General features: G+C 69.4%; 22 protein-coding genes. 12 read left to right on the top strand and 10 right to left on the bottom strand.

The window, feature by feature from the left end:
- Positions 1 to 16: 16 nt before the first annotated feature.
- The 7 genes from pyrE to IH68_RS0132495 all read right to left on the bottom strand — a co-directional run bounded on the left by pyrE (position 17) and on the right by IH68_RS0132495 (position 6028).
- Positions 17 to 565 carry an orotate phosphoribosyltransferase gene (gene pyrE, locus IH68_RS0132520; protein ID WP_030942156.1) on the bottom strand — a complete coding sequence of 183 codons (549 nt, stop codon included), beginning with the start codon at positions 563 to 565 and terminating at the stop codon, positions 17 to 19.
- A 10-nt stretch (positions 566 to 575) separates the two neighbouring features.
- Positions 576 to 1364: an aldose epimerase gene (locus tag IH68_RS0132515; RefSeq protein ID WP_030942154.1), complete on the bottom strand. Its 789-nt coding sequence runs from the start codon at positions 1362 to 1364 to the stop codon at positions 576 to 578.
- A gap of 33 nt (positions 1365 to 1397) precedes the next feature.
- Positions 1398 to 2294, bottom strand: coding sequence for an SRPBCC domain-containing protein (locus IH68_RS0132510; RefSeq protein ID WP_030942152.1), 897 nt, complete (start codon positions 2292 to 2294; stop codon positions 1398 to 1400).
- Between the two features lie 81 nt (positions 2295 to 2375).
- A complete protein-coding gene (locus IH68_RS0132505; RefSeq protein ID WP_030942150.1) occupies positions 2376 to 4010 on the bottom strand; it encodes a polyamine aminopropyltransferase in 1635 nt (544 codons plus the stop codon).
- A gap of 99 nt (positions 4011 to 4109) precedes the next feature.
- The gene (locus tag IH68_RS0132500; RefSeq protein ID WP_030942148.1) at positions 4110 to 4646 is read right to left on the bottom strand and encodes a DUF2617 family protein; all 537 of its coding nucleotides are present in this window, start codon (positions 4644 to 4646) and stop codon (positions 4110 to 4112) included.
- Between the two features lie 400 nt (positions 4647 to 5046).
- The gene (locus IH68_RS53790; RefSeq protein ID WP_078912710.1) at positions 5047 to 5361 is read right to left on the bottom strand and encodes a hypothetical protein; all 315 of its coding nucleotides are present in this window, start codon (positions 5359 to 5361) and stop codon (positions 5047 to 5049) included.
- 223 nt (positions 5362 to 5584) lie between these two features.
- Complete coding sequence (locus IH68_RS0132495; protein WP_030942146.1) at positions 5585 to 6028, bottom strand: ATP-binding protein; 444 nt, start codon at positions 6026 to 6028, stop codon at positions 5585 to 5587.
- A gap of 236 nt (positions 6029 to 6264) precedes the next feature.
- Between IH68_RS0132495 and IH68_RS0132490 the strand changes: the two genes are divergently transcribed.
- From IH68_RS0132490 to IH68_RS0132440, 11 genes are all read left to right on the top strand, one after another.
- Positions 6265 to 7116: a helix-turn-helix domain-containing protein gene (locus IH68_RS0132490; RefSeq protein WP_030942145.1), complete on the top strand. Its 852-nt coding sequence runs from the start codon at positions 6265 to 6267 to the stop codon at positions 7114 to 7116.
- Between the two features lie 10 nt (positions 7117 to 7126).
- A complete protein-coding gene (locus IH68_RS0132485; protein ID WP_030942143.1) occupies positions 7127 to 7309 on the top strand; it encodes a DUF397 domain-containing protein in 183 nt (60 codons plus the stop codon).
- A gap of 150 nt (positions 7310 to 7459) precedes the next feature.
- A complete protein-coding gene (locus tag IH68_RS0132480; RefSeq protein ID WP_030942141.1) occupies positions 7460 to 7651 on the top strand; it encodes a hypothetical protein in 192 nt (63 codons plus the stop codon).
- Positions 7652 to 7676: 25 nt separating this feature from the next.
- A complete protein-coding gene (locus IH68_RS0132475) occupies positions 7677 to 8168 on the top strand; it encodes a DUF6879 family protein (protein ID WP_234341684.1) in 492 nt (163 codons plus the stop codon).
- Positions 8165 to 8995, top strand: coding sequence for a helix-turn-helix domain-containing protein (locus IH68_RS0132470; protein ID WP_037885618.1), 831 nt, complete (start codon positions 8165 to 8167; stop codon positions 8993 to 8995). The genes IH68_RS0132475 and IH68_RS0132470 overlap by 4 nt, the downstream gene beginning before the upstream one ends.
- A 540-nt stretch (positions 8996 to 9535) precedes the next feature.
- The gene (locus IH68_RS0132465; protein WP_030942135.1) at positions 9536 to 9760 is read left to right on the top strand and encodes a DUF397 domain-containing protein; all 225 of its coding nucleotides are present in this window, start codon (positions 9536 to 9538) and stop codon (positions 9758 to 9760) included.
- A 97-nt stretch (positions 9761 to 9857) separates the two neighbouring features.
- Positions 9858 to 10325, top strand: coding sequence for a hypothetical protein (locus IH68_RS0132460; RefSeq protein ID WP_030942133.1), 468 nt, complete (start codon positions 9858 to 9860; stop codon positions 10323 to 10325).
- 1008 nt (positions 10326 to 11333) lie between these two features.
- Positions 11334 to 11663 carry a hypothetical protein gene (locus IH68_RS0132455; protein ID WP_030942131.1) on the top strand — a complete coding sequence of 110 codons (330 nt, stop codon included), beginning with the start codon at positions 11334 to 11336 and terminating at the stop codon, positions 11661 to 11663.
- A gap of 131 nt (positions 11664 to 11794) precedes the next feature.
- On the top strand, positions 11795 to 12136 hold the full coding sequence (locus tag IH68_RS0132450; protein ID WP_030942130.1) for an ANTAR domain-containing protein: 342 nt from the start codon (positions 11795 to 11797) through the stop codon (positions 12134 to 12136).
- Between the two features lie 29 nt (positions 12137 to 12165).
- Positions 12166 to 13356, top strand: a complete 1191-nt coding sequence (locus IH68_RS0132445) for a pyridoxal phosphate-dependent aminotransferase (protein ID WP_030942128.1) — start codon at positions 12166 to 12168, stop codon at positions 13354 to 13356.
- A gap of 99 nt (positions 13357 to 13455) precedes the next feature.
- Positions 13456 to 14655 carry a mannosyltransferase family protein gene (locus tag IH68_RS0132440; RefSeq protein WP_420719017.1) on the top strand — a complete coding sequence of 400 codons (1200 nt, stop codon included), beginning with the start codon at positions 13456 to 13458 and terminating at the stop codon, positions 14653 to 14655.
- 31 nt (positions 14656 to 14686) lie between these two features.
- Here the strand turns inward: IH68_RS0132440 and IH68_RS0132435 are convergent, their stop codons facing one another.
- Together IH68_RS0132435 and clpB are read right to left on the bottom strand one after the other, a co-directional pair.
- Complete coding sequence (locus tag IH68_RS0132435; protein ID WP_030942124.1) at positions 14687 to 15220, bottom strand: YbjN domain-containing protein; 534 nt, start codon at positions 15218 to 15220, stop codon at positions 14687 to 14689.
- 314 nt (positions 15221 to 15534) lie between these two features.
- Positions 15535 to 18132: an ATP-dependent chaperone ClpB gene (gene clpB, locus IH68_RS0132425; protein ID WP_030942123.1), complete on the bottom strand. Its 2598-nt coding sequence runs from the start codon at positions 18130 to 18132 to the stop codon at positions 15535 to 15537.
- 129 nt (positions 18133 to 18261) lie between these two features.
- On the opposite strand from clpB, the gene IH68_RS56570 reads away from it, so the two are divergent.
- Positions 18262 to 18675, top strand: a complete 414-nt coding sequence (locus IH68_RS56570) for a pyridoxamine 5'-phosphate oxidase family protein (protein ID WP_030942120.1) — start codon at positions 18262 to 18264, stop codon at positions 18673 to 18675.
- A gap of 166 nt (positions 18676 to 18841) precedes the next feature.
- Here IH68_RS56570 and IH68_RS0132415 read toward each other — a convergent pair whose 3' ends face one another.
- The gene (locus tag IH68_RS0132415) at positions 18842 to 19177 is read right to left on the bottom strand and encodes a hypothetical protein (protein ID WP_030942119.1); all 336 of its coding nucleotides are present in this window, start codon (positions 19175 to 19177) and stop codon (positions 18842 to 18844) included.
- Positions 19178 to 19398: the final 221 nt, after the last annotated feature.

Below are 19398 nucleotides of genomic sequence, written 5' to 3'. Positions count from 1 at the left end.
AGCTCGGCCGGGGGCGTCAGTCGAGGCCCAGCTCGTCCTTGGAGTAGGCGAAGAGGTACGGCACTCCGGCGCCCTCCTGGATCTTCTCGGCGGCGCCGGTGGCACGGTCCACGATGGTCGCGACGGCGACGACCTCGGCGCCCGCCTCGCGCACCGCCTCGACGGCGGTCAGCGGCGAGCCGCCGGTGGTGGAGGTGTCCTCGACGACCAGCACCCGGCGGCCCGCGATGTCCGGTCCCTCGACGCGGCGCTGCAGCCCGTGTGCCTTGGCCGCCTTGCGCACGACGAAGGCGTCGACGCGCTTCCCGCGGGCGGCGGCGGCGTGCAGGATGGCCGCCGCGACCGGGTCGGCGCCCATGGTCAGACCGCCCACCGCGTCGAAGTCGAGGTCGGCGGTCAGGTCCAGGAGCACCTGCCCGACCAGCGGGGCGGCCTCTCCGTCAAGGGTGATGCGGCGCAGGTCGACGTAGTAGTCGGCCTCCAGACCCGAGGAGAGGGTCACCTTGCCGTGCACCACGGCCTTGTCCTTGATCTGCTGCAGCAGCTCGCCACGTACGTCCGTCATGCCGCCCAGCTTAAAGGCGACGCCAAGTCCAGGTGGTCGAGGCCTCGAGCGGCTCCAGCGGGGTGACCAGGCGGGGGACGGTGTTCAGGCCGTTGGGCGGGCCGGTCTGCGGTTCCACGCAGACGGCCTCCTTCTGCTCGTCGTAGACGACGACCCACTCCTCGCGGCTGGTGACCTTCAGTTCCAGCTGACCGGGCCAGGTGAGGGTGACGTCGACGCCGCCGGGCATGCCGAAGCAGTCGTCCCAGGGGCCGGGGCGGGGGTCGACGCGATTGCCGGTGGGCAGGTGGTCGTCGCCGCGCTCCTCCTGCCAGTCGGGGGTGAAGTCGAGCTGTACGTCCTCGCCTCCGAGGTTCCGGTTGAACCAGGGATGCCAGCCGATCTGGGCCGGGAAGGACGAGTCGATCGTCTCCACGGACATCGTCAGGGTCAGCGCGTCCGGCGTGAGCGCGAACTGCTGTGTGACGCGGCCGGCGTAGGGCCAGGGCTCGACCAGGTCGTACGTGAGGACGGCCTCGTCGGCGTTCACACGCGCGGGGTGCCAGGCGCCGTCGCGGACGGTGCCGTGGATGGCGTGCGGCGGGGAGTTGAGCGGCAGCTGGTGGACGGTGGCGCCGTCCCGGAACCGGCCGTCGCGGATACGCCCGCACCAGGGGACCATCGGGAAGCACCCGAACCGCTCGCCCTGGCGGAGCAGTTCGATGCCGCCGACGCGCAGTCCTCCCACCCGGCCGCCGTTGCCCGGCTGCACCGTCACCTCCGCGTCGCCCGCGGTCAGCGTGATGTCTTCGTTACTCACGGGACGACCCTACTGGGGCGATCAAGACCGCCGTCAGTGGCGTCGGCGCAGCAGCCGGCCCACGACGATCGCCGACGCGACTGCGAGGGCCGCCGCCGGGGCCGCCCAGCGCAGCGGGGAGCCGGCCGAGACGGTCTGCGGGGCGGGGACCGGGGCGTAGCGGCCGCGGGGCGGGGCGTGGTCGACCTCCTCCGCGCTGCGGCCGATCATCGTGCGGCGGGCGTGGGCGGCTTCGGCGGGGGGTACGCCCTCGGCGGGGTCGTGTGCGTGCTCTGTGTCCTCCGTGTCCTCGGCGAGCGGGTCGAGGGACGGCGGGGGGACCTCGGTGTCGTGGACCGAGGTGTGTTCGGCGGGCTCGGCGGCGGGGGCGGGCGCGTCGTCGGCGTCCGGGGTCGTTTCGAAGTCGCTGGTCGCCTTGGGCTCGAACTCCTGGGTGACGAGGGGTTCGGGCTCCTCGGCCTCCTCGGGGTCTTGGAGTGCCTCGGGCTGCTCCTGAGCGCCCTCGGCCTCCGCGGCCGCGGCCAGGTTCTCCGCGAAACGGTTCAGCAGGCGGGTCGCGGCCGATGCGACCTGTTCGGCCGGCAGTTCGGTGAGGCGGCCGTCCGCGGAGGCCGTGCCCTCGAAGGTGAGCCGGGAGCCACCTTCGGCGTCCTCCACGCGGAGGATGAGGGCGAGCTTCACCGAACCGGTGCCGCGGGTCTCGGTGGCGTCGCCCTCGGCGGCGTACGAACCGTCGTCCTGCGGGGTGACACGGACGGTGCCGCGGTAGGTGACGGAGTGGCTGCCGACGCGCATTTTCAGCCGTCCGGTGACGGGCTCGGCGCCCGCGTCCTGCTGGAGCCCGGGAACCGCCCGGGCCACCTGCGCGGGGTCGGCGAGGGCCTCCCTCAGCCGCCGGGCCACAACCGGAACGAACACCTCATGCTCCATGTCGGCCGAGCCTACCGTTCCTGCCGAGATCAACCAGGGTTGTCGGTCGACTCTCGAGTACCCGAACTCGTCCCTGCTCGCTCAGTACCGGGGGTGCACCAGTGTCGACGGCGGCAGGTCCGTGATCCGGGTGCGGATCGCCGCCCGGGCATCCGCCGCGAGGGACGCCGGGCCCAGGGTCCGCGGTGGCGGGGCATACGGGTCGAGGCCGACGGGCGGGGCCGTACGGGTCGAGGCCAGGACGAACCCCCAGTCGCGTGCGGCGCGGGAGCCGTCGGCCGTGCGGTCGGGGCCCGCGGCGAATCCGGAGTCGCGGCCGCCCACCCGGTAGGGGGCGGTGTGCAGGCCGGCGGCGCGCAGGGTCGCGACGACCGTCCAGAACACCCGCGGGCGGGTGGCGAACGGCCCGGCGTGCACCACCAGGCGGCCACCGGGCGCGAGGGCACGCCGGGCGAGGCCGTAGAACTCCTGGGAGTACAGCTTGGTGCTGGCCGTGATGCCCGGGTCGGGGAGGTCGGAGATCACCACGTCGTACGTCGAGGTGGGCGCCGTGCGCAGCCAGCGGAAGGCGTCGGCGGTCGTCACGCGCACGCGTGGGTCGTCGTAGGCGTGGCGGTTCAGCCTCGACAGCGCCGGGTCGCGGCGCGCCAACCGGACGATTCCCGCGTCGAGTTCGACGATGTCAACCCGCCGCACGCCCGTGTGGCGCAGCACTTCGCGGGCGGCCAGGCCGTCGCCGCCGCCGAGGATCAGCACGCGCGCGTGCGGGCCGTTCATCGCGGGGTGCACCAGGGCTTCGTGGTACCGGAGTTCGTCGCTGCCGACTCGGAGGCGGCCGTCGAGGTAGAGGTCGAGGGGGCGGCCGTCGGTGCCGCCGGTGAGGACGACCTCCTGGGTGCCGGTCTGCAGCGCCACGCGCACGTCGTGGCCGTACACCGCGTGCCGGGCCGCCTGCTCGAAGTCGTCGACCAGGACGGCGGCGGCCGCGAGGAGGCCGAGCACGGCGAGGTTGGCGATCAGCAGCAGCCAGCGGGCGCGGCGGGTGAGGTCGCGGCGGAACAGGCCGAGGACGAGGGTGCCGCCCGCCACCGCGTTGACCGCGCCGGTGATCAGCGCGCCGGTCAACTGGCCGAGCAGGGGCAGCAGCAGGAACGGGAAGGCGAGACCGCCGACCAGCGCGCCGACGTAGTCCGCGGCGAACAGGTCGGCCACCGCGCCGCCCGCGTCCTGCCGCCGGATGCGCTGGATCAGCTCCATGAGGAGAGGAACCTCGGCGCCGATCAGCAGGCCGATGGTGAGGGAGAAGGCGACCAGCAGCCAGCGTGGGCCGCTCGCCCACAGGCCGCCCCAGTCGCCGGTCCACGCGAACACCGCGTACAGGGCCATCGCGCTGCTGCCGCCGACCAGCGCGAGCGTCGCCTCGATCGCGCCGAAGGCGGCCGCGGCACGCCAGCGCAGGCGCTTCGCCGCGAGCGAGCCGATGCCCATGGCGAACACCATGACCGACAGGACGACCGAGGCCTGGGTGACCGAGTCGCCGATCAAGTACGAGGCCAGGGCGACGAGTTCGAGCTCGTACACGAGTCCACAGGCCGCACACACGAAGACGCATGCGAGCACCAGGAACCGTCCGGTGCTCGGCTGGACGGGCAGCCGCGCCGGGCCCGCCCAGGGGGGCGGGGAGCCGGGTGGTGCCGGCGCGTGCGGTTCGATCACGACTGCGACGTTACGTCACTGCAAGTTCACGCTTCGTCACCCACACGTGTGGAACTGCGGGCAGTTCGTACACCGCGCGTTTGAGACCGCGTGTTCGGGTCAGGCACCCATCGGACTGACCTGCGGGGCGGGAACCCGCGCTCCCACCCGCGTCCGCGTCGCCACCAACTGCCCGTCCTGCGGGTACGCGTGCCAGGTCCGCCAGTGGACCTGGCCCTCGCGCCACTGGGCCAGCAGCGCGGTGAAGGCGTGCGGGCTGCCGGGGAAGACACCCGCCAGGCCGTGCGGATGGTCGGAGACCAGCGCGAGCAACTCCTGCGCGCGCCCCGCGAACGAGCCGGGTGACAGGAACTCCACCCGGGCCGCGAACTCGTACTCCCAGTCGCCCATCCGCTTGGCGACGCCCAGCGGCAGCGGTGTGCTGCTGCCCGGCATGCACGCCACCGTCTCCGAACAACTGCCTCGCTGTTCCTCCAGGAGCACCTGGTGGGACGCGCCCAGGAGTCTCAACTGGAGCTTGGCCCCGGCCAGTTCGAGGTCGAGCGTGGCCAGGGCGGGAAGCGGCTCGCGCCCAAGAGCCCAGGCGAGGTCGGCCGCGCGCGTGTCGGTGTATGAGGTGTTCAGGGTCGTGAGCATGGGTCGGCTCTCCGCTGGCACACAAAGAAAGTAAGGGGGAGGAAGGTGTGGGGGGTCCGGCACACCCGGGCGACGCCGGGGGATCGGCCCGGACGGCCCGGTGGCCCAGTCGGGATGTCAGGAGGTCAGGAAGGTCTCAGCAGGACGTCCGAGGGCCGCACCGGTGTTTTAGAGGGAATCATGAACGGTGACGCCGTCACAGCGTTTTTACCCAACTTCGTCGGGTTTCCATCCCTCAGAGGGCTCCACTGCTCAACTGTTCAACCACGGCGTACGCCACGGCGGCCGAGGCGTACGCCGGAGCGCACGAGCACCCGCCGGGACATGGCCTCCGGCGGGTGCTCGACGGGCGTGACAGGCGGATATGCGGTTCCCCCTGGATGAGTTCAGCTGCCCCGTGTCAGCTGCCTCCCCCACCGCATCCACCGCCACCCCCGCAGGACGACCCGCCCCCGCAGGACGACCCGCCACCACAGGAGGAGTGACCGCCACCGCAGGAGTGGTGCCCCCCGGAGTGATGACCTCCGGAGTGGTGCCCACCCGACGAGCCACCATCCCCGGCCCACCAGCTGCTGCTCCCACTGCTGCGGTCGCCGCTGTACGAGCCGCTCCGGCTCCCCCCGCCGAACGACTTCGCCCCGCCCTTGCCCGCCGCCTTCGCGACGATCGCCACGAACGCGATCACGACCGCCACCACGATGAAGCCGGTAACCATGGCGCCACCGTCCTTTCTTTCCCCCGAAGCAGCCCCCCGTGGGTGCCTCGCTTCTTGCGTGAACGGGGGATGCCCGGCGCTCTCGGCGGTCAAAGCAGAGTTGAGGAACTTCAGAGGGTTCTCGTCCAGAGACAGCCCCTGACCTGCATAGAGGAGCAGGTCAGGGGCCGTCAGTGACTCACTGGGCGAGGCTGGGCGAGGACTGGCCCCTGGACCGAGGGGCTCACCCATTCACCTCGAACCACAACAGCTTCCCGGCACGGCGGTCGAGCGGGCCGTCGCCAAGGGACACCCCACCCCAGCAGTCGGCGTATTCCTGTACGAGGCGCAGGCCGCGCCCCCCGTCGGCATCCAGCGGCGCGGGTGGGACGTGGTTGTGAGGCGGCTCCCCGAAGGGTGCGGGAATGCGGGGATGGCTGTCCCAGACGCCGACGCGCAGACGACCGTCGGCGAGCGCGGTCAGGCGGAGGGATGCGGGGCCGTTGGTGTGCCGGTAGGCGTTCGTCACCAATTCGGAGATCAACAGCTCGACGGCGCCGAGGACTTCGGGCCTGCCGTGGCTGTCGAGCACCGACCGTACGGTCATACGTGCGACCCGTGCCGCGCGGGGGTCGTGGGGCAGGCGGAGGGCGTAGGCCCAGGTGTCGGACGGGGCTACGGTGACCATGAACGGCTCCTACGGTGGAGGGACTTGGTTCGCTCGACGCCCCGGACGGGCGGTGGCAGTGCCGCGCGTGGGCAGGGTGGCGCGGTGCGCTTCCGGCTTGTCGGCCGGGTGTTGAGCGGCTTGGGTTTGACCGTAGAGTGCAAGTGCTGAAGGTTTTGCTCAATTCGGCAAAACCTTCAGCAATCTCCCTTCGTGTGGGTGACCACTACGCCAGGTGTATGAAACGGAGTGAGGCCATGGCACCGAGGCCCGTCCCCACGGCCCGCCGTCTCCGCATCGGGGTGGAACTGCGCCGGCTACGGGAGCGTGCCGGTATGACCGCCGCCGAGGCCGCCAGATCCCTGGGTACGACTCAGGCCCAGATCAGCAACATCGAGGCAAACCGCTTCGGCATCAGCGCGGACCGCGTGCACACGCTCGCCCAGATCTACGGCTGCACGGACCAGCCCCTGGTCGATGCCCTCGCCGCCATGGCCGCGGACCGTACACGTGGCTGGTGGGAGGAGTACCGCGACACCCTGCCGCCCCGTCTCCTCGACCTGGCCGAGATGGAACACCACGCCACAGCGCTGCGCGTGACCCAGGTCATCAACATTCCCGGTCTGCTCCAGACTCCGGAACTCGCCCGCGCGCTGTTCCGCGAAGCCGTTCCGACCCTGCGCCCGCACGAGATCGAGTACCGCATCTCCCACCGCATCAAGCGTCAGGGCATCCTTCATCGCGAGAAGCCGCCGCCGTACACGGCGATCGTCCACGAGGCCGCCCTGCGGATGCAGTTCGGCGGTCGCGATGTGGCCAGGGCCCAGCTGCTCCACCTCACCGAGATGAGCCAGCACCCCACCATCAGCCTCCGCGTGATTCCCTTCGACGGCACCTCGTTCCCCACGACCGGCCACGCCATCGACTACTTCCACGGCCCGGTGCCCGCCCTCGACACCGTCGAAGTGGACACCGCACACGGCAGCGAACTCGTCGACGCGGCGGGACAACTCGAGAAGTACCGACTCGTCCTGGACCGCATGGAGGCCGTCGCCCTGAAGCCCGCCCCCTCGCGTGACGTCATCCACCGCATCACCCAAGACATCTGAGAGGCGAACCGTGACCGAACTGACCTGGCAGAAGTCGACCTACAGCGAAGAAGGTTCGGCCTGCGTGGAGATAGCCACGACCCCGACCGCCGTCCATATCCGCGACTCCAAGACCCCCACCGGCCCCCACCTCGCCCTCCGGCCCACCGCCTGGGCGAACTTCCTCTCGCACACGGCGAAGGCGAGCCACTGAGCGGCTTCCTGCCGCCTCAACCGCCTTCTCCGGAAACAAGGAATGTTGACGGTTTCCAGTAACGGAAACCAAGGCCCCTTGCAGGCTCTCCCACGGGATCGGGACGATCAGACGTAGTAACTGGCCCACGGACACGAGGAGTGCGCAGTGGTGGAGCTGACACGGCTGGTGGGTGAGTGCGATGAGGGTGAGTGCCCGACGCTGTACGCCACCGACCGCGGGACTCTCGTCGTGCAGGGAGGCATTCTGACGGACCACAACAGAGAGGTCCCGGAGCACGAGGCCCTCGTCGAAATCCCCGTCGAGCTGATCCGGAAGGCTGTCCGTGGCAATCTCATCTAGCCGCTCCCTCGGGGACTGGTTCACCGTGTTCGAGCGGGAAGCCTTCCGGCTGGAGACGCTGGACGACTACAGCCAGTCGGGCGGGGTCGACGCCTATCAGGCGTTCCTGGCGGGAGAGGAGCAGCCTGAGTCGTACAAGACATCCGCATGGCTGACGACGGTGGGAAACGCCACCGCGGTCGGCAAGCGCGTGTACCGCGTGCATGTCCTGTCCCGACCGCTGACGGATTACCTCCGGTTTGAACTGTCGTGGGGATATCGCCGGAACATGACCGCTGGCGAGGAGTTCTTCATCCTCGACACCACTGAGCAGGAAAACCCGCTCCCGGATGCACCCGACTTCTGGCTGTTCGACGACCGGGTAGCAGGTGTCATGGCATACGACGAGGATGGAAAGTACCTCGGGAGTGAACTCCTGGAGGAAGACGACCGGCTGCCCACATTCCGGGATTACCGCGACACGGCACTCGCGCAGGCTGTGCCCTTCACGGAATGGTGGACAGAGCACGGGGAGTGAACAGAGCTGAGCTGGGGTCCGCGCTGCGGGCGCTGCGGCAGGCATCCGGGAAGGAAGCCAAAGCAGTCGCCCGTGGCGCGGCCATGTCCGCTTCGAAGCTGTCCAAGATTGAGAACGGCAGCGTCATGCCAAGCGTCGTGGACATGGAGCACCTCCTCACCGCCATAGGTGTCTCCGAAGACGTCAAAGCCGAGTACATGTCGGTCGCTCGGGCAGCGGCGACCGAAGCCACGGCATGGCGCCTGTACCGGCGGCTCGGGTACCACCGGAAGCAGCAGCAGATTAAGGCGATCGAGGCCAGGACGACTCTGCTGCGGCTCTTTCAACCCGCTCTCATTCCAGGCCTGTTGCAGACACCGGAGTACGTACAAGCGGTCCTTGGACGCAGGCAGCTCGGCGACGAACAGCTCGCACGTGCCGTGGGGGCAAGGCTGGCCAGACAGAGGATTCTCTATGAGCCCGGGCGGCAGCTTCGCTTCATCGTGACCGAACCGGTCCTGCGCTGGCGAGTCCTATCGCCTCTGGTGATGGCCGGGCAGCTCGACAAGCTCATCTCCGTATCCCGGCTTCCGAGTGTTGACCTCCGGATCGTGCCGTTGTCGGCGCGACAGACGGACTTCCCCAGCCACTCTTTCTCCATCAAGGACGACCGCATGGTGACGGTGGAAACCGTCCATGCGGAGTTGGCTGTGACCGATCCTCGAGATGTCGCTCTGTACATCGACAAATTCGAGGGATTTGAACGGGTGGCACTGTCTGGTGAAGGAATGCGGAGCTTGATCGAGGGCATCCGCGACGACCTTTTGCGGGAACAGGAAACAGGCTAGAACCGCATCCATAGCCCGCCGAAGATGGCGCCATGGAGAGCGAAGACAGAACTTCCGGTTCACAAATCTCGACCGCTGTCGGGGCGCGCCTGTCGGAACGGCTGTGTGAGCCGTCGCCAAAGCCTGGTTGCGTTGACTGCCTGTCCCTATCGGTGGCCCGCGACAACGCCCGCTCCACAGCAGACTACAGCGCCGCATCCGACGCCAACGTGAGGATGCGCAAGCACCAGGCAGAGGCACACGCGTCGTGAGCCGGAAAACGGATTCGAGCCTCTTTGCCGACCACCCCTTGATGACCATGCGGGTTTCTCATGACTCCGGGAGAACCTGGGCTCCCGAACGAGCTGTGTTTCCCACGGATGATCTGCCGCCCCTGTCCACGACCGCATGGCCACCTTGCCAATGCCGACGCTGCGCGGAACGCAGTAAGGGTGCCGGCGCCTGAGGGAACCCCCCCCTCAGCTCTCCCCGTGAACTCCCGTCCCCGTGGGCGGCGGCGGTCAGTCATGGCCGCGATCAGTTGAACAGGAAGGTGCAGTGATGCTGGACGGAAGTGATCTGTACGCGCTCGACATCAGCGGGGCCTCCTTCGTGAAGGCGTGCGGCGGCCCCTGCACCGAGGGATGCGTGGCCCTCGCCCGGATCGGCGAGGACGCCTGGGCCCTCGGTGACAGCAAGCGGCCGGACGCACCACCGCTGCGGTTCACCACGGCGGAGCTAGACGCGGCCGGCATCGACCCGGCCCGGTTCGGCGCGTCCGCCTGACCCTCGCCCCTCCGGTCGGCCCCTCCCCTCCTTTCACCAACGGGTGGGGCCGACTTCCTCCCCCTCCAACTCCCAACACTCTCAATGGGAACAACTGGTGCACCATCACGGCTATCTGTGGACCGGGGCGAAAGAACGCTACGACCAGGAGGCCCTACGACGGCCCCCGCATCCAGACCCGCCCCCGGCCGGAAGCAAGCCGGAACTGATCCAGCGCTACCGGGAAGTGGCCGCGGAGTTCCCAACCGTCGATCTGCCACCACTGGAGACGGCGTACTGGCTGATCAAGCCACGCTCGTTGGTTCGCGGCACCTGGGACGAGGCCAAGGACGCGGCGGCCTGGATCGGGCAGCAGCTCGCCGACCACGCGCATCGGTTCGCCTCCGCGCAGGACCGAAACACTGCTCGGCTCGCCATGCTCGTCGGATCAGCCGCTGAACAACTCCATACGGGAGCCGACGTGTCGTACGGCTTCTACCTCGAACGCCCCTCGTACCTGCACTTGGCCGTGGTGACCTGTTCCCCGAACCACTCGACGCCCAACCAGCCCTGCCCCCTCGTATGACCAAGACATCGGCCTCAGACGAGGCAAGGGATTAGTTGCGCGACGGTCGCATCAAGGCAGGCGGAGCGCTCTCACGCTTGAGCCCTGCGAGGTGTCCATCTCGCAGGACACCCCCCGCCTCCGACTGAGTTACAACTGTCTCTACTAGTCAGGTAGTCCACCCCGCGGTCGCCCTCGATGTTGCGGTAGACGACGTGGATCGTGAGACCGGAGCGCAGAGGCACGCTGAACACCGGCCACTCCCACTTGACGGAAAGCCCGCGATACAGCTCCATGGCCGCGTCCGAGTCGGCACCGAACGCGGCTCCCTGCGCATCCTCCCCACGCAAAGAGGTGCCGAGATGCACAGGCCAGAACAACGGATCAGCCAGGCACGCGCTGCCCTCGACCAGAGGGCCGTCTCACCGCCGTTCAGGGCAGGCCGGAAGCCGACGGCGAGTAAGCGTCCGGCCGCCCATGGAACCAGGTGAACGACTTCGTACGCACTCCAAGCCCCCACCACCACAGTTGGAAAGAGCGCGCGCGGCCAGCGCTGGCAGGGCACTCTTGGCCATCGGCAAAGCCTGGCCGTCGGTTAGGTCCCGGGCTTGCCCCGGGCCGCCCCCGGACAGAGCCAGGGATGCAGCTGCACTACAGAGCTGGACTCCTCGGAAGCCGACCGCGCGCAGGCGGACACTATCTGGGGGTGCTGACAGTCGGCATCGGTGCGAGGGCGAGCCACAGCCGTACTCTCCGGCTCTCCTGCATACGGGACGCTGGCTGTCGGAGGCCATGGTCCGGCGCCATCTGGGGCCGTCTCTGGGCCGTCCGACACCGCCCGCCGACGACAGATGACGACAGTCGGCAACAGCCCTCCCTCGCCGCACGCGATCAACCCCAAAGCAGAGTTGAGGAACTGCAGCGGGTTCTCTCCGGGCAACGGCCCCTGACCTGCACAGAACGGCAGTTCAGGCCACGGTAGGGTGCACAACCCCAGCCGCAGCCGCAGCAAGGTGCTGAGAGGACCGAATGGCCACCCCGGAGCAAGTGAGAGAAACATTCACCCGCAGGCTTTCAGGGCTGCAGAGCGAGGGAGGAGGAACCTCCCTCGAGGTCCTTGAGATAACGGTGCCGTCGGTCTTCCCGAAATTGCTTCTGGATATCCAGGTCAGCGTCTCAGGGCAGCTGTGGGAAGTCTCGCTTGACTACCAGGGTCATGAAGCGAGTCTGGTGAGCGGAGACCTCACCGAGGACGCTCTGAACTACCTCGGGTTCCTCGTGCGCACCCACCTGTTCGAGTGGTGGCACACGAAGGACACGGAGATGCTTTCGGCGCGTATGGGGAAGCGACTGGCCTGAGGCACCTTCCACTCACCGCTCGGCGGGCACCGGCGTCGGGAGGACCTTCAGATGGGGCGTGTACGAGGCCCTTCCGGGGGCACCAGCACATCTGAGCCCAGTCCCCGCCCTCGATAAGTGGTGAGCCAGCCATGGCCTTCTTTGCGGTCTCCCGATCGCAGCCCCTGAAGTTCCTGTCCGCCACCGATCTGGCCGTGGAGAACGAGCGCCTCGAAGAGGAGTGCGCCCAGCTGGAGCAGGCGGTCAGTTCGCACGCCGTCGTCGACCAGGCCATCGGCGCCGTCGTCGTCCTCGGACGGATAGCGCCGGAGGAAGCCTGGCGAGTCCTGCGCGACGTGTCGCAGCGCACCAACACGAAGCTGCGCGTCGTCGCCGAACATGTCATGGCGTTCACCCAGGGTGCCGAGCTTCCGCAGCCCGAGCGGATCGAACTGCAGCGGGCGATCGCACGGTACAGGTCGTGGAAACGGTGAGTTGAGGAACTCCGCAGTCTGGGCGCAGGATGGCCGGCATGACCTCCAGCACCCGCCCCCTCCTCAACCGCCGCCTCGCCGAGTTCGGGACGACGATCTTCGCCGAGATGTCGGCCCTGGCCGTGCAGACCGGCGCCATCAACCTGGGCCAGGGCTTCCCCGACACGGACGGCCCCGAGGAGGTCCGCGAGGCCGCCGTACGCGCCCTGCGCGATGGCCGCGGCAACCAGTACCCGCCGGGCCCCGGCGTCCCCGAACTGCGCACGGCGATCGCCGCACACCAGGAGCGCCGCTACGGCCTGTCGTACGACCCCGACACCGAGGTCCTGGTCACCGCCGGCGCCACGGAGGCCATCGCCGCCACCCTCCTCGCCCTGCTGGAGCCCGGCGACGAGGTGATCGCCCTGGAGCCGTACTACGACTCGTACGCGGCCTGCATCGCCATGGCGGGCGGGACGCGCGTGCCGGTCACCCTGCGCCCGCACGAGGGCAGCTTCCGGCTCGACCTCGACGAGCTGCGCGCGGCCGTCACCGACCGGACCCGGCTCCTGCTCATCAACACCCCGCACAACCCCACCGGCACGGTCCTCACCCGTGAGGAGCTCACCGCGATCGCCGAGCTGGCCGTCGAGCGCGATCTGCTCGTCGTCACGGACGAGGTCTACGAGCACCTGGTCTTCGACGAGGCCGAGCACCTGCCGCTCGCGACTTTCCCGGGCATGCGGGAGCGCACGGTCACGATCGGGTCGGCCGGCAAGACCTTCTCCTTCACCGGCTGGAAGGTGGGCTGGGTGACGGCCGCCCCGGGACTGGTCTCGGCGGTCCGCTCCGCGAAGCAGTTCCTGACGTATGTCTCCTCCGGCCCCTTCCAGTACGCCGTCGCCGAGGCGCTGGCGCTCCCCGACAGCTACTTCACCGCATTCCGCGAGGACATGCTGGCCAAGCGCGACCTGCTGGCGGCGGGCCTGGCGGACGCGGGCTTCGAGGTCTTCAGGACCGCGGGCACGTACTTCATCACCACGGACATCCGCCCCCTCGGCGAGAGCGACGGCTTCGCCTTCTGCCGGGCCCTCCCCGAACGCGCAGGTGTCGTCGCCATCCCCAACGCGGTCTTCTACGACCACCGCGACCAGGGCGCACCCTTCGTCCGGTTCGCCTTCTGCAAGCAGACTGCGGTACTGGAGGAGGCGGCGAAGCGGCTCAAGGCACTGGCGGGCTGATCCGGGGTCTGTCACGCCGCCACGCCGAACACCGCGAGACCGTACCCGGCCGGACGCCCAGCGCTCGCGCACGCCCCGTTCACCCTGCAATGTGCCGGTGTGACCCACGCCAGCACCCTCACTCGTTCCGCCGTCGCGGAGCCTGCCGCCCAGGGGCGTGTCCATGCGACCCGGGTGGCGGCCATGGCCACCGCGCTCGGTCTGTTCCTCGCCGTCCGGCTGCTCGGTGTCGCCACACTCGCCCTGGTGGCGAGGGCGACGACCGGGCGGGACGCACTCGGTCTGCTCGGGCGGTCCTGGGACTCCGTGTGGTACCTGGGGATCGCCTCCCACGGGTACGGCCGCATCCAGCACCCCCACACGGGTGTCATGTTCAGCGACATGGCGTTCTTCCCGCTCTACCCGGCGCTGGTACGGGCCGTGAGAGCCGTGAGCCCACTGGGCGGAGGCGCGTCCGGACTGGTGGTGTCCTGGGCCGCGGCCGCCGTCGCCGCCTGCGGGATCTACGCGGTCGGCGCCCGGCTGCACGGACGGGCCGTCGCGTTCACGCTGGTGCTGCTGTGGGCGCTGCTGCCGCACTCCGTCGTGCTGTCCATGGCGTACACCGAGCCCCTGCTGACCGCGTTCGCCGCCTGGTCGCTGTACGCGGTGCTCACCGGGCGCTGGCTGTGGGCGGGCTCGCTGGCGGCGCTTGCGGGGCTGGCCCGGCCCAACGGGTTCGCGGTCGCCGCGGCGGTGCTCGCGGCGGCCGCCTGCGAGGTGTGGCGGTGCCTTCGTGAGCGCCGCAAGGTTTCCCACAGGCTGTGGACGGGCGCTGCACTCGCACCGGCCGGGTGGGCGGCATACGTCCTGTGGGTCGGGCACCGCGAGGGCAATCTCCTCGGCGGGTACTTTGCGGTGCAGCGCCGGTGGGGGTCCCGGTTCGACTTCGGGCAGGGCTCGCTCCAGTTCGTACGGCACCTGCTGCTGCACGGGGACCGGTTCGTCTTCCCGATGACCATGGTGATCGTGGCGGCGGGCGTCGTGCTGTACGCCCTCCTCCTCGCCGACCGCGCCCCGCTGCCGCTCCTCGTCCACAGCGGCGTACTGCTGCTGATCGTCCTCGGCGGCTCCGGCTTCTTCGAGTCGAAGCCCCGTTTCCTGCTCCCCGCCTTCCCGCTCCTGCTGCCCCTCGCCCAGGCCCTCGTGCGTACGGCGAGAGCCCGGCCCTGGCACGCGACCGTGGTGGTCGGTGCCCTGGCCGGGCTCTCGTTCGCTTACGGGGCGTATCTGATCGTGATCGCCAACATGCCTCTGTAGGGCTGTGGCGCTGTGGAAGCGGGCGGGAGGACTACTCCTCGTCGTCCCCGGGCTTCTCGTCCGCCTCGTTGATCTCCTCTTCGAGGCCGAGCTGCTCGACGAGCCACTTGTCGAACTCGATGGCGGCCCGCACCCAGCTGACCGTGGAGGACACGAAGTGCTCCAGGGCGACGCCGGTGCCGATCAGCATCTGCGCCTCGCCGATGAGACGGACGGTGCCGTCGTCGTGGGTGTGGCTGTAGACCTTGGGCCACAGGGTCCGCCGGTTCCAGTCGTCGATGGACTCCAGCAGCTGGGGCTTCTCGTCGATCTGGTGCGGCCGGTCGTAGAACGTCCGCACCGAGAAGACCTGCTGGTCGCCCTCACCACGGAACATGAAGTACGTACGGAACTGCTCCCACGGCGCCGCGAGGTCACCCTCGTCGTCGACGACGTACTTGAGCTCCATCTGGTCGAGGAGCTGCTTCACGAGGTCCTGATCCGGGACGACGGGGCCCGCCGGTCCTTGGGGCTGCGGCTCGGGCTGGCCCCCGAAGTTCGGAATCGAGGACGGGTCGATGCTCACCGTGTTTTTCCCTTCGTACGGATACCGCCATCCTCCCCCATGCGGGGAGGGGGGTGGCAACCCCGGGCGGTCCTGTCAGCCCGTGGCTGACACGATCCGGTGTCCCGGGAATGCGTCCTGCGGATACCCGGCCGGTGCGATGATCCTTCGGTGCGTCCACCGAGAGCGCTGCGTTGGTTGCTGTGGACCCTGTGGCTGGGGTGCCTGGTGTTCGCGGTCTGGTTCTTTGTCACCGTGTACCTCGCCATGACCGACGTATGACGTGCGGCGGGCCCGCCACCGGAAGGTGACAGGCCCGTGCGGCACGTGGCAGGTCACAGCGTCTTGCCCGTGGCAGGTCCCACGATCAGCCCCTCCCCGAACGAGTCCACCCGGACCGTGTCGCCGTCCTTGACCTCGCCGGAGAGGATCTCCTTGGCGAGGCGGTCGCCGATGGCGGTCTGGACGAGGCGGCGCAGGGGGCGGGCGCCGTAGGCCGGGTCCATGCCCTCGTCGGCGAGCCAGGCCAGGGCCTCGTCGGTGACCTCCAGGGTGAGGCGGCGTTCCGCGAGGCGCTTGGCGAGCCGGTCGATCTGGAGGCGGGCGATGCGGCTCAGCTCGTCCTTGGACAGGGCCGAGAAGACGACCAGGTCGTCGAGGCGGTTGAGGAACTCCGGCTTGAAGGAGGTCCGGACCACCTCCAGGACCTGTTCCTTCTTCTCCTCCTCGCCGGTCATCGGGTCGACCAGGAACTGGCTGCCCAGGTTGGAGGTCAGGACCAGGATCGTGTTGCGGAAGTCGACCGTGCGGCCCTGGCCGTCCGTCAGACGGCCGTCGTCCAGCACCTGGAGGAGGACGTCGAAGACCTCGGGGTGGGCCTTCTCGACCTCGTCCAGCAGGACCACGGAGTACGGGCGGCGGCGGACCGCCTCGGTCAGCTGGCCGCCCTCCTCGTAGCCGACGTAGCCGGGCGGGGCGCCGACCAGGCGGGCCACGCTGTGCTTCTCGCCGTACTCCGACATGTCGATGCGGACCATGGCCCGCTCGTCGTCGAAGAGGAAGTCGGCGAGGGCCTTGGCGAGTTCGGTCTTGCCGACGCCCGTCGGGCCCAGGAAGAGGAAGGAGCCGGTCGGGCGGTCCGGGTCGGCGATGCCTGCGCGGGTGCGGCGGACGGCGTCCGAGACGGCCTGCACGGCCTCCTGCTGGCCGATCAGGCGGCGGCCCAGCTCCTCCTCCATGCGCAGGAGTTTCTGCGTCTCGCCCTCCAGGAGGCGGCCTGCCGGGATGCCGGTCCAGGCGGCGACGACGTCCGCGATGTCGTCGGAGCCGACCTCGTCCTTGACCATGGTGTCCTTGGCGGCCTCCTCCTCGGCTTCGGAAGCGGCCTCCAAGTCCCTTTCCAGGGTGGGGATCTCGCCGTAGAGGAGTTTCGAGGCGGTGTCGAAGTCGCCGTCGCGCTGGGCTCGTTCGGCCTGTCCGCGCAACTCGTCGAGCTTCTCCTTCAGTTCGCCGACGCGGTTGAGGGACTGCTTCTCCTTCTCCCAGCGGGCGGTCAGGCCGCGCAGTTCCTCCTCCTTGTCGGCGAGGTCGCGGCGCAGCCGCTCCAGGCGTTCGCGGGAGGCCGGGTCGGTCTCCTTCTCGAGGGCGAGCTCCTCCATCTTCAACCGGTCGACGGCGCGCTGGAGTTCGTCGATCTCGACGGGGGACGAGTCGATCTCCATGCGGAGGCGGGAGGCCGCCTCGTCGACGAGGTCGATGGCCTTGTCGGGCAGGAAGCGGGAGGTGATGTAGCGGTCGGAGAGGGTGGCGGAGGCGACGAGTGCGCTGTCGGCGATCTGGACCTTGTGGTGGGCCTCGTAGCGGCCCTTGAGTCCGCGCAGGATCGCGATGGTGTCCTCGACGGTGGGCTCGGAGACCAGGACCTGCTGGAAGCGGCGCTCCAGGGCGGGGTCCTTCTCGATGCGCTCGCGGTACTCGTCGAGGGTGGTGGCGCCGACCATGCGCAGTTCGCCGCGGGCGAGCATCGGCTTCAGCATGTTGCCGGCGTCCATGGCGGAGTCGCCGCCTGCGCCCGCGCCCACGACGGTGTGCAGCTCGTCGATGAAGGTGATGATCTGGCCGTCCGAGTCCTTGATCTCGGCCAGGACGGTCTTCAGCCGCTCCTCGAACTCTCCGCGGTACTTCGCGCCCGCGACCATCGCGCCGAGGTCGAGGGCGACCAGCCGCTTGTTCTTGAGGGACTCCGGTACGTCGCCCTTGACGATCCGCTGGGCGAGCCCCTCGACGACGGCGGTCTTGCCCACGCCGGGCTCGCCGATGAGGACGGGGTTGTTCTTCGTCCGGCGCGACAGCACCTGCACGACGCGGCGGATCTCCTGGTCGCGGCCGATGACCGGGTCGAGCCGGCCCTCGCGCGCCGCGGCCGTGAAGTCCGTGCCGAACTTCTCCAGGGCCTTGTACTGGCCCTCCGGGTCGGCTGTGGTCACCCGTCGTCCTCCCCTCGCCTGCTGGAAGGCCTCCTGCAGCTTCTTCGCACCGGCCCCCTGCCCGGACAGTACGTCACCGGTGGCGCCGCCCTTCGCGGCGATGCCGATGAGCAGGTGCTCGGTGGAGAGGTACTCGTCGCCGAGGTCCCTGGCGCGCTCGGCGGCATCCGCGATCACGGCGAGCAGCTCGCGGTTGGCCTGCGGGGGCGCGACGGTGGAGCCGGTCACGCTGGGCAGCCCGGCGAGGATCTTCTCCGCCCCGGCGCGTACGGCCGCCTGGTCGGCGTCGACGGCGGCCAGCAGGTCGGTGATGTTCTCGTTGTCCTGGCCCTGGAGCAGGGCCAGCAGCAGATGGGCCGGGGTGAGATCGGCGTGCCCGTCGGTCAGGGCCCGCTGTTCGGCCGCCCTGAGGGCGTCCCGGCTCCGGTTGGTCAGCTCGGCGTCCACTGTCGCGTTCTCCTCCTGAGGTCAGCCGTCCGCCACAAGTCCAGTACTGACTCAGTCAGCGTACACAAAGTTGAGTCTATTCCACTCAAGGAGGCGACCGGGAGAGTCCGGGGGCTAAGTTCCGGAGCCATGGCGACCTATTCGCAGGACCCGGGTGCCCCCGACGCCGCGTACCTCGACTTCTGGCGGGAACGGCACCTGTGCACGCTGACGACCCCGCGCCCGGACGGCAGCCCGCACGTGGTGCCTGTCGGGGTCACCTACGATCCCGGCGCCGGCCTTGCCCGGGTGATCACGAACAGGACGAGCGCCAAGGTGCTGAACGTGCTGGCCGCCGGAGACGGGGGCGCCCGGGTCGCGGTGTGCCAGGTGGACGGGCGGCGCTGGGCGACGCTGGAGGGCCTGGCCGTCGTACGGACCGATCCGGAGCGGGTCGCGGAGGCGGTGCGCCGGTACGCCGAGCGCTACCGGCGGACGCCCGGGCCGAACCCGTCACGTGTGGTGATCGAGATCGAGCTGACGCGGGCGATGGGCCTCGCATGACGGCCGTGGCGGCCGGGACTGGTTTCAGTCAGTACCGGGCGACGGCCGAACATGCCGATACCCGGAAATGTCCCGCAAAACTGCAGCGGCGTCACCGTGTTCAGGTCACGGTGACGCCGCTGCGGGGGGAAGCACCTGAGCGATCTGTTACGACGGGGGAATCGCGTCAGGCACTGCGGGGGGTGGCTGAGATGGTCCGAACATCGGGGGTTTCCGGTTCCACCAGCCGGTGGTCTCGTTGGTCGAGGTTCACAAAGATCATTCCGTACCGAATGGCACATCGCACTGGCTGCGGCGCCCCCCGAGGCCGCCGCAGACACCGGTACGCCCGTACGTCCTCGTCCTCGTCGCGCGTGACGACGACCGGCTCACCGAAGACGGTCACCATCAGCGAGTCACCGGCGTGGGGGATCGCGGTGACAAGGTCGATGAAGTGCCAGCCGGAGCGGTAGGCCGTGGCCATTTCGCGGCGGAAGGAGCGGTCGTCGGGTGGGGTGGTCACGTCAGCTCCACACACTGTCGTCCGCGTGGACAGGAGTGTCACCTGTAGCCGCGGTGGCAGCTGTCAACGACCAGACACTGTCCGCCCGTGCGTCACCCTTCGCGCCAGAAAGGCCACTCAGCGTTCCGAAGGCCACAACGGCGGAGAAGGCGGCGACAAGCACCGAGCGAAGCATTCTCTTACGCATAGTCGGCTTCGTCCTCACTTGAAGGTCCCCTCTT

The organism is Streptomyces sp. NRRL S-646, assembly GCF_000720765.1.
In the GTDB taxonomy this organism is placed as follows: Bacteria; Actinomycetota; Actinomycetes; order Streptomycetales; family Streptomycetaceae; genus Streptomyces.
The sequence above is the reverse complement of the archived record's forward strand: the minus strand, read 5'-3'. Positions and strand labels throughout refer to the sequence as shown.

Coding starts and splice junctions, on each gene's coding strand:
- pyrE (WP_030942156.1), bottom strand. CDS start 565: ATGACGGACGTACGTGGCGAGCTGCTGCAGCAGATCAAGGACAAGGCC.
- IH68_RS0132510 (WP_030942152.1), bottom strand. CDS start 2,294: ATGGAGCATGAGGTGTTCGTTCCGGTTGTGGCCCGGCGGCTGAGGGAG.
- IH68_RS0132500 (WP_030942148.1), bottom strand. CDS start 4,646: ATGCTCACGACCCTGAACACCTCATACACCGACACGCGCGCGGCCGAC.
- IH68_RS53790 (WP_078912710.1), bottom strand. CDS start 5,361: ATGGTTACCGGCTTCATCGTGGTGGCGGTCGTGATCGCGTTCGTGGCG.
- IH68_RS0132495 (WP_030942146.1), bottom strand. CDS start 6,028: ATGGTCACCGTAGCCCCGTCCGACACCTGGGCCTACGCCCTCCGCCTG.
- IH68_RS0132490 (WP_030942145.1), top strand. CDS start 6,265: ATGGCACCGAGGCCCGTCCCCACGGCCCGCCGTCTCCGCATCGGGGTG.
- IH68_RS0132465 (WP_030942135.1), top strand. CDS start 9,536: ATGCTGGACGGAAGTGATCTGTACGCGCTCGACATCAGCGGGGCCTCC.
- IH68_RS0132455 (WP_030942131.1), top strand. CDS start 11,334: ATGGCCACCCCGGAGCAAGTGAGAGAAACATTCACCCGCAGGCTTTCA.
- IH68_RS0132450 (WP_030942130.1), top strand. CDS start 11,795: ATGGCCTTCTTTGCGGTCTCCCGATCGCAGCCCCTGAAGTTCCTGTCC.
- IH68_RS0132445 (WP_030942128.1), top strand. CDS start 12,166: ATGGCCGGCATGACCTCCAGCACCCGCCCCCTCCTCAACCGCCGCCTC.
- IH68_RS56570 (WP_030942120.1), top strand. CDS start 18,262: ATGGCGACCTATTCGCAGGACCCGGGTGCCCCCGACGCCGCGTACCTC.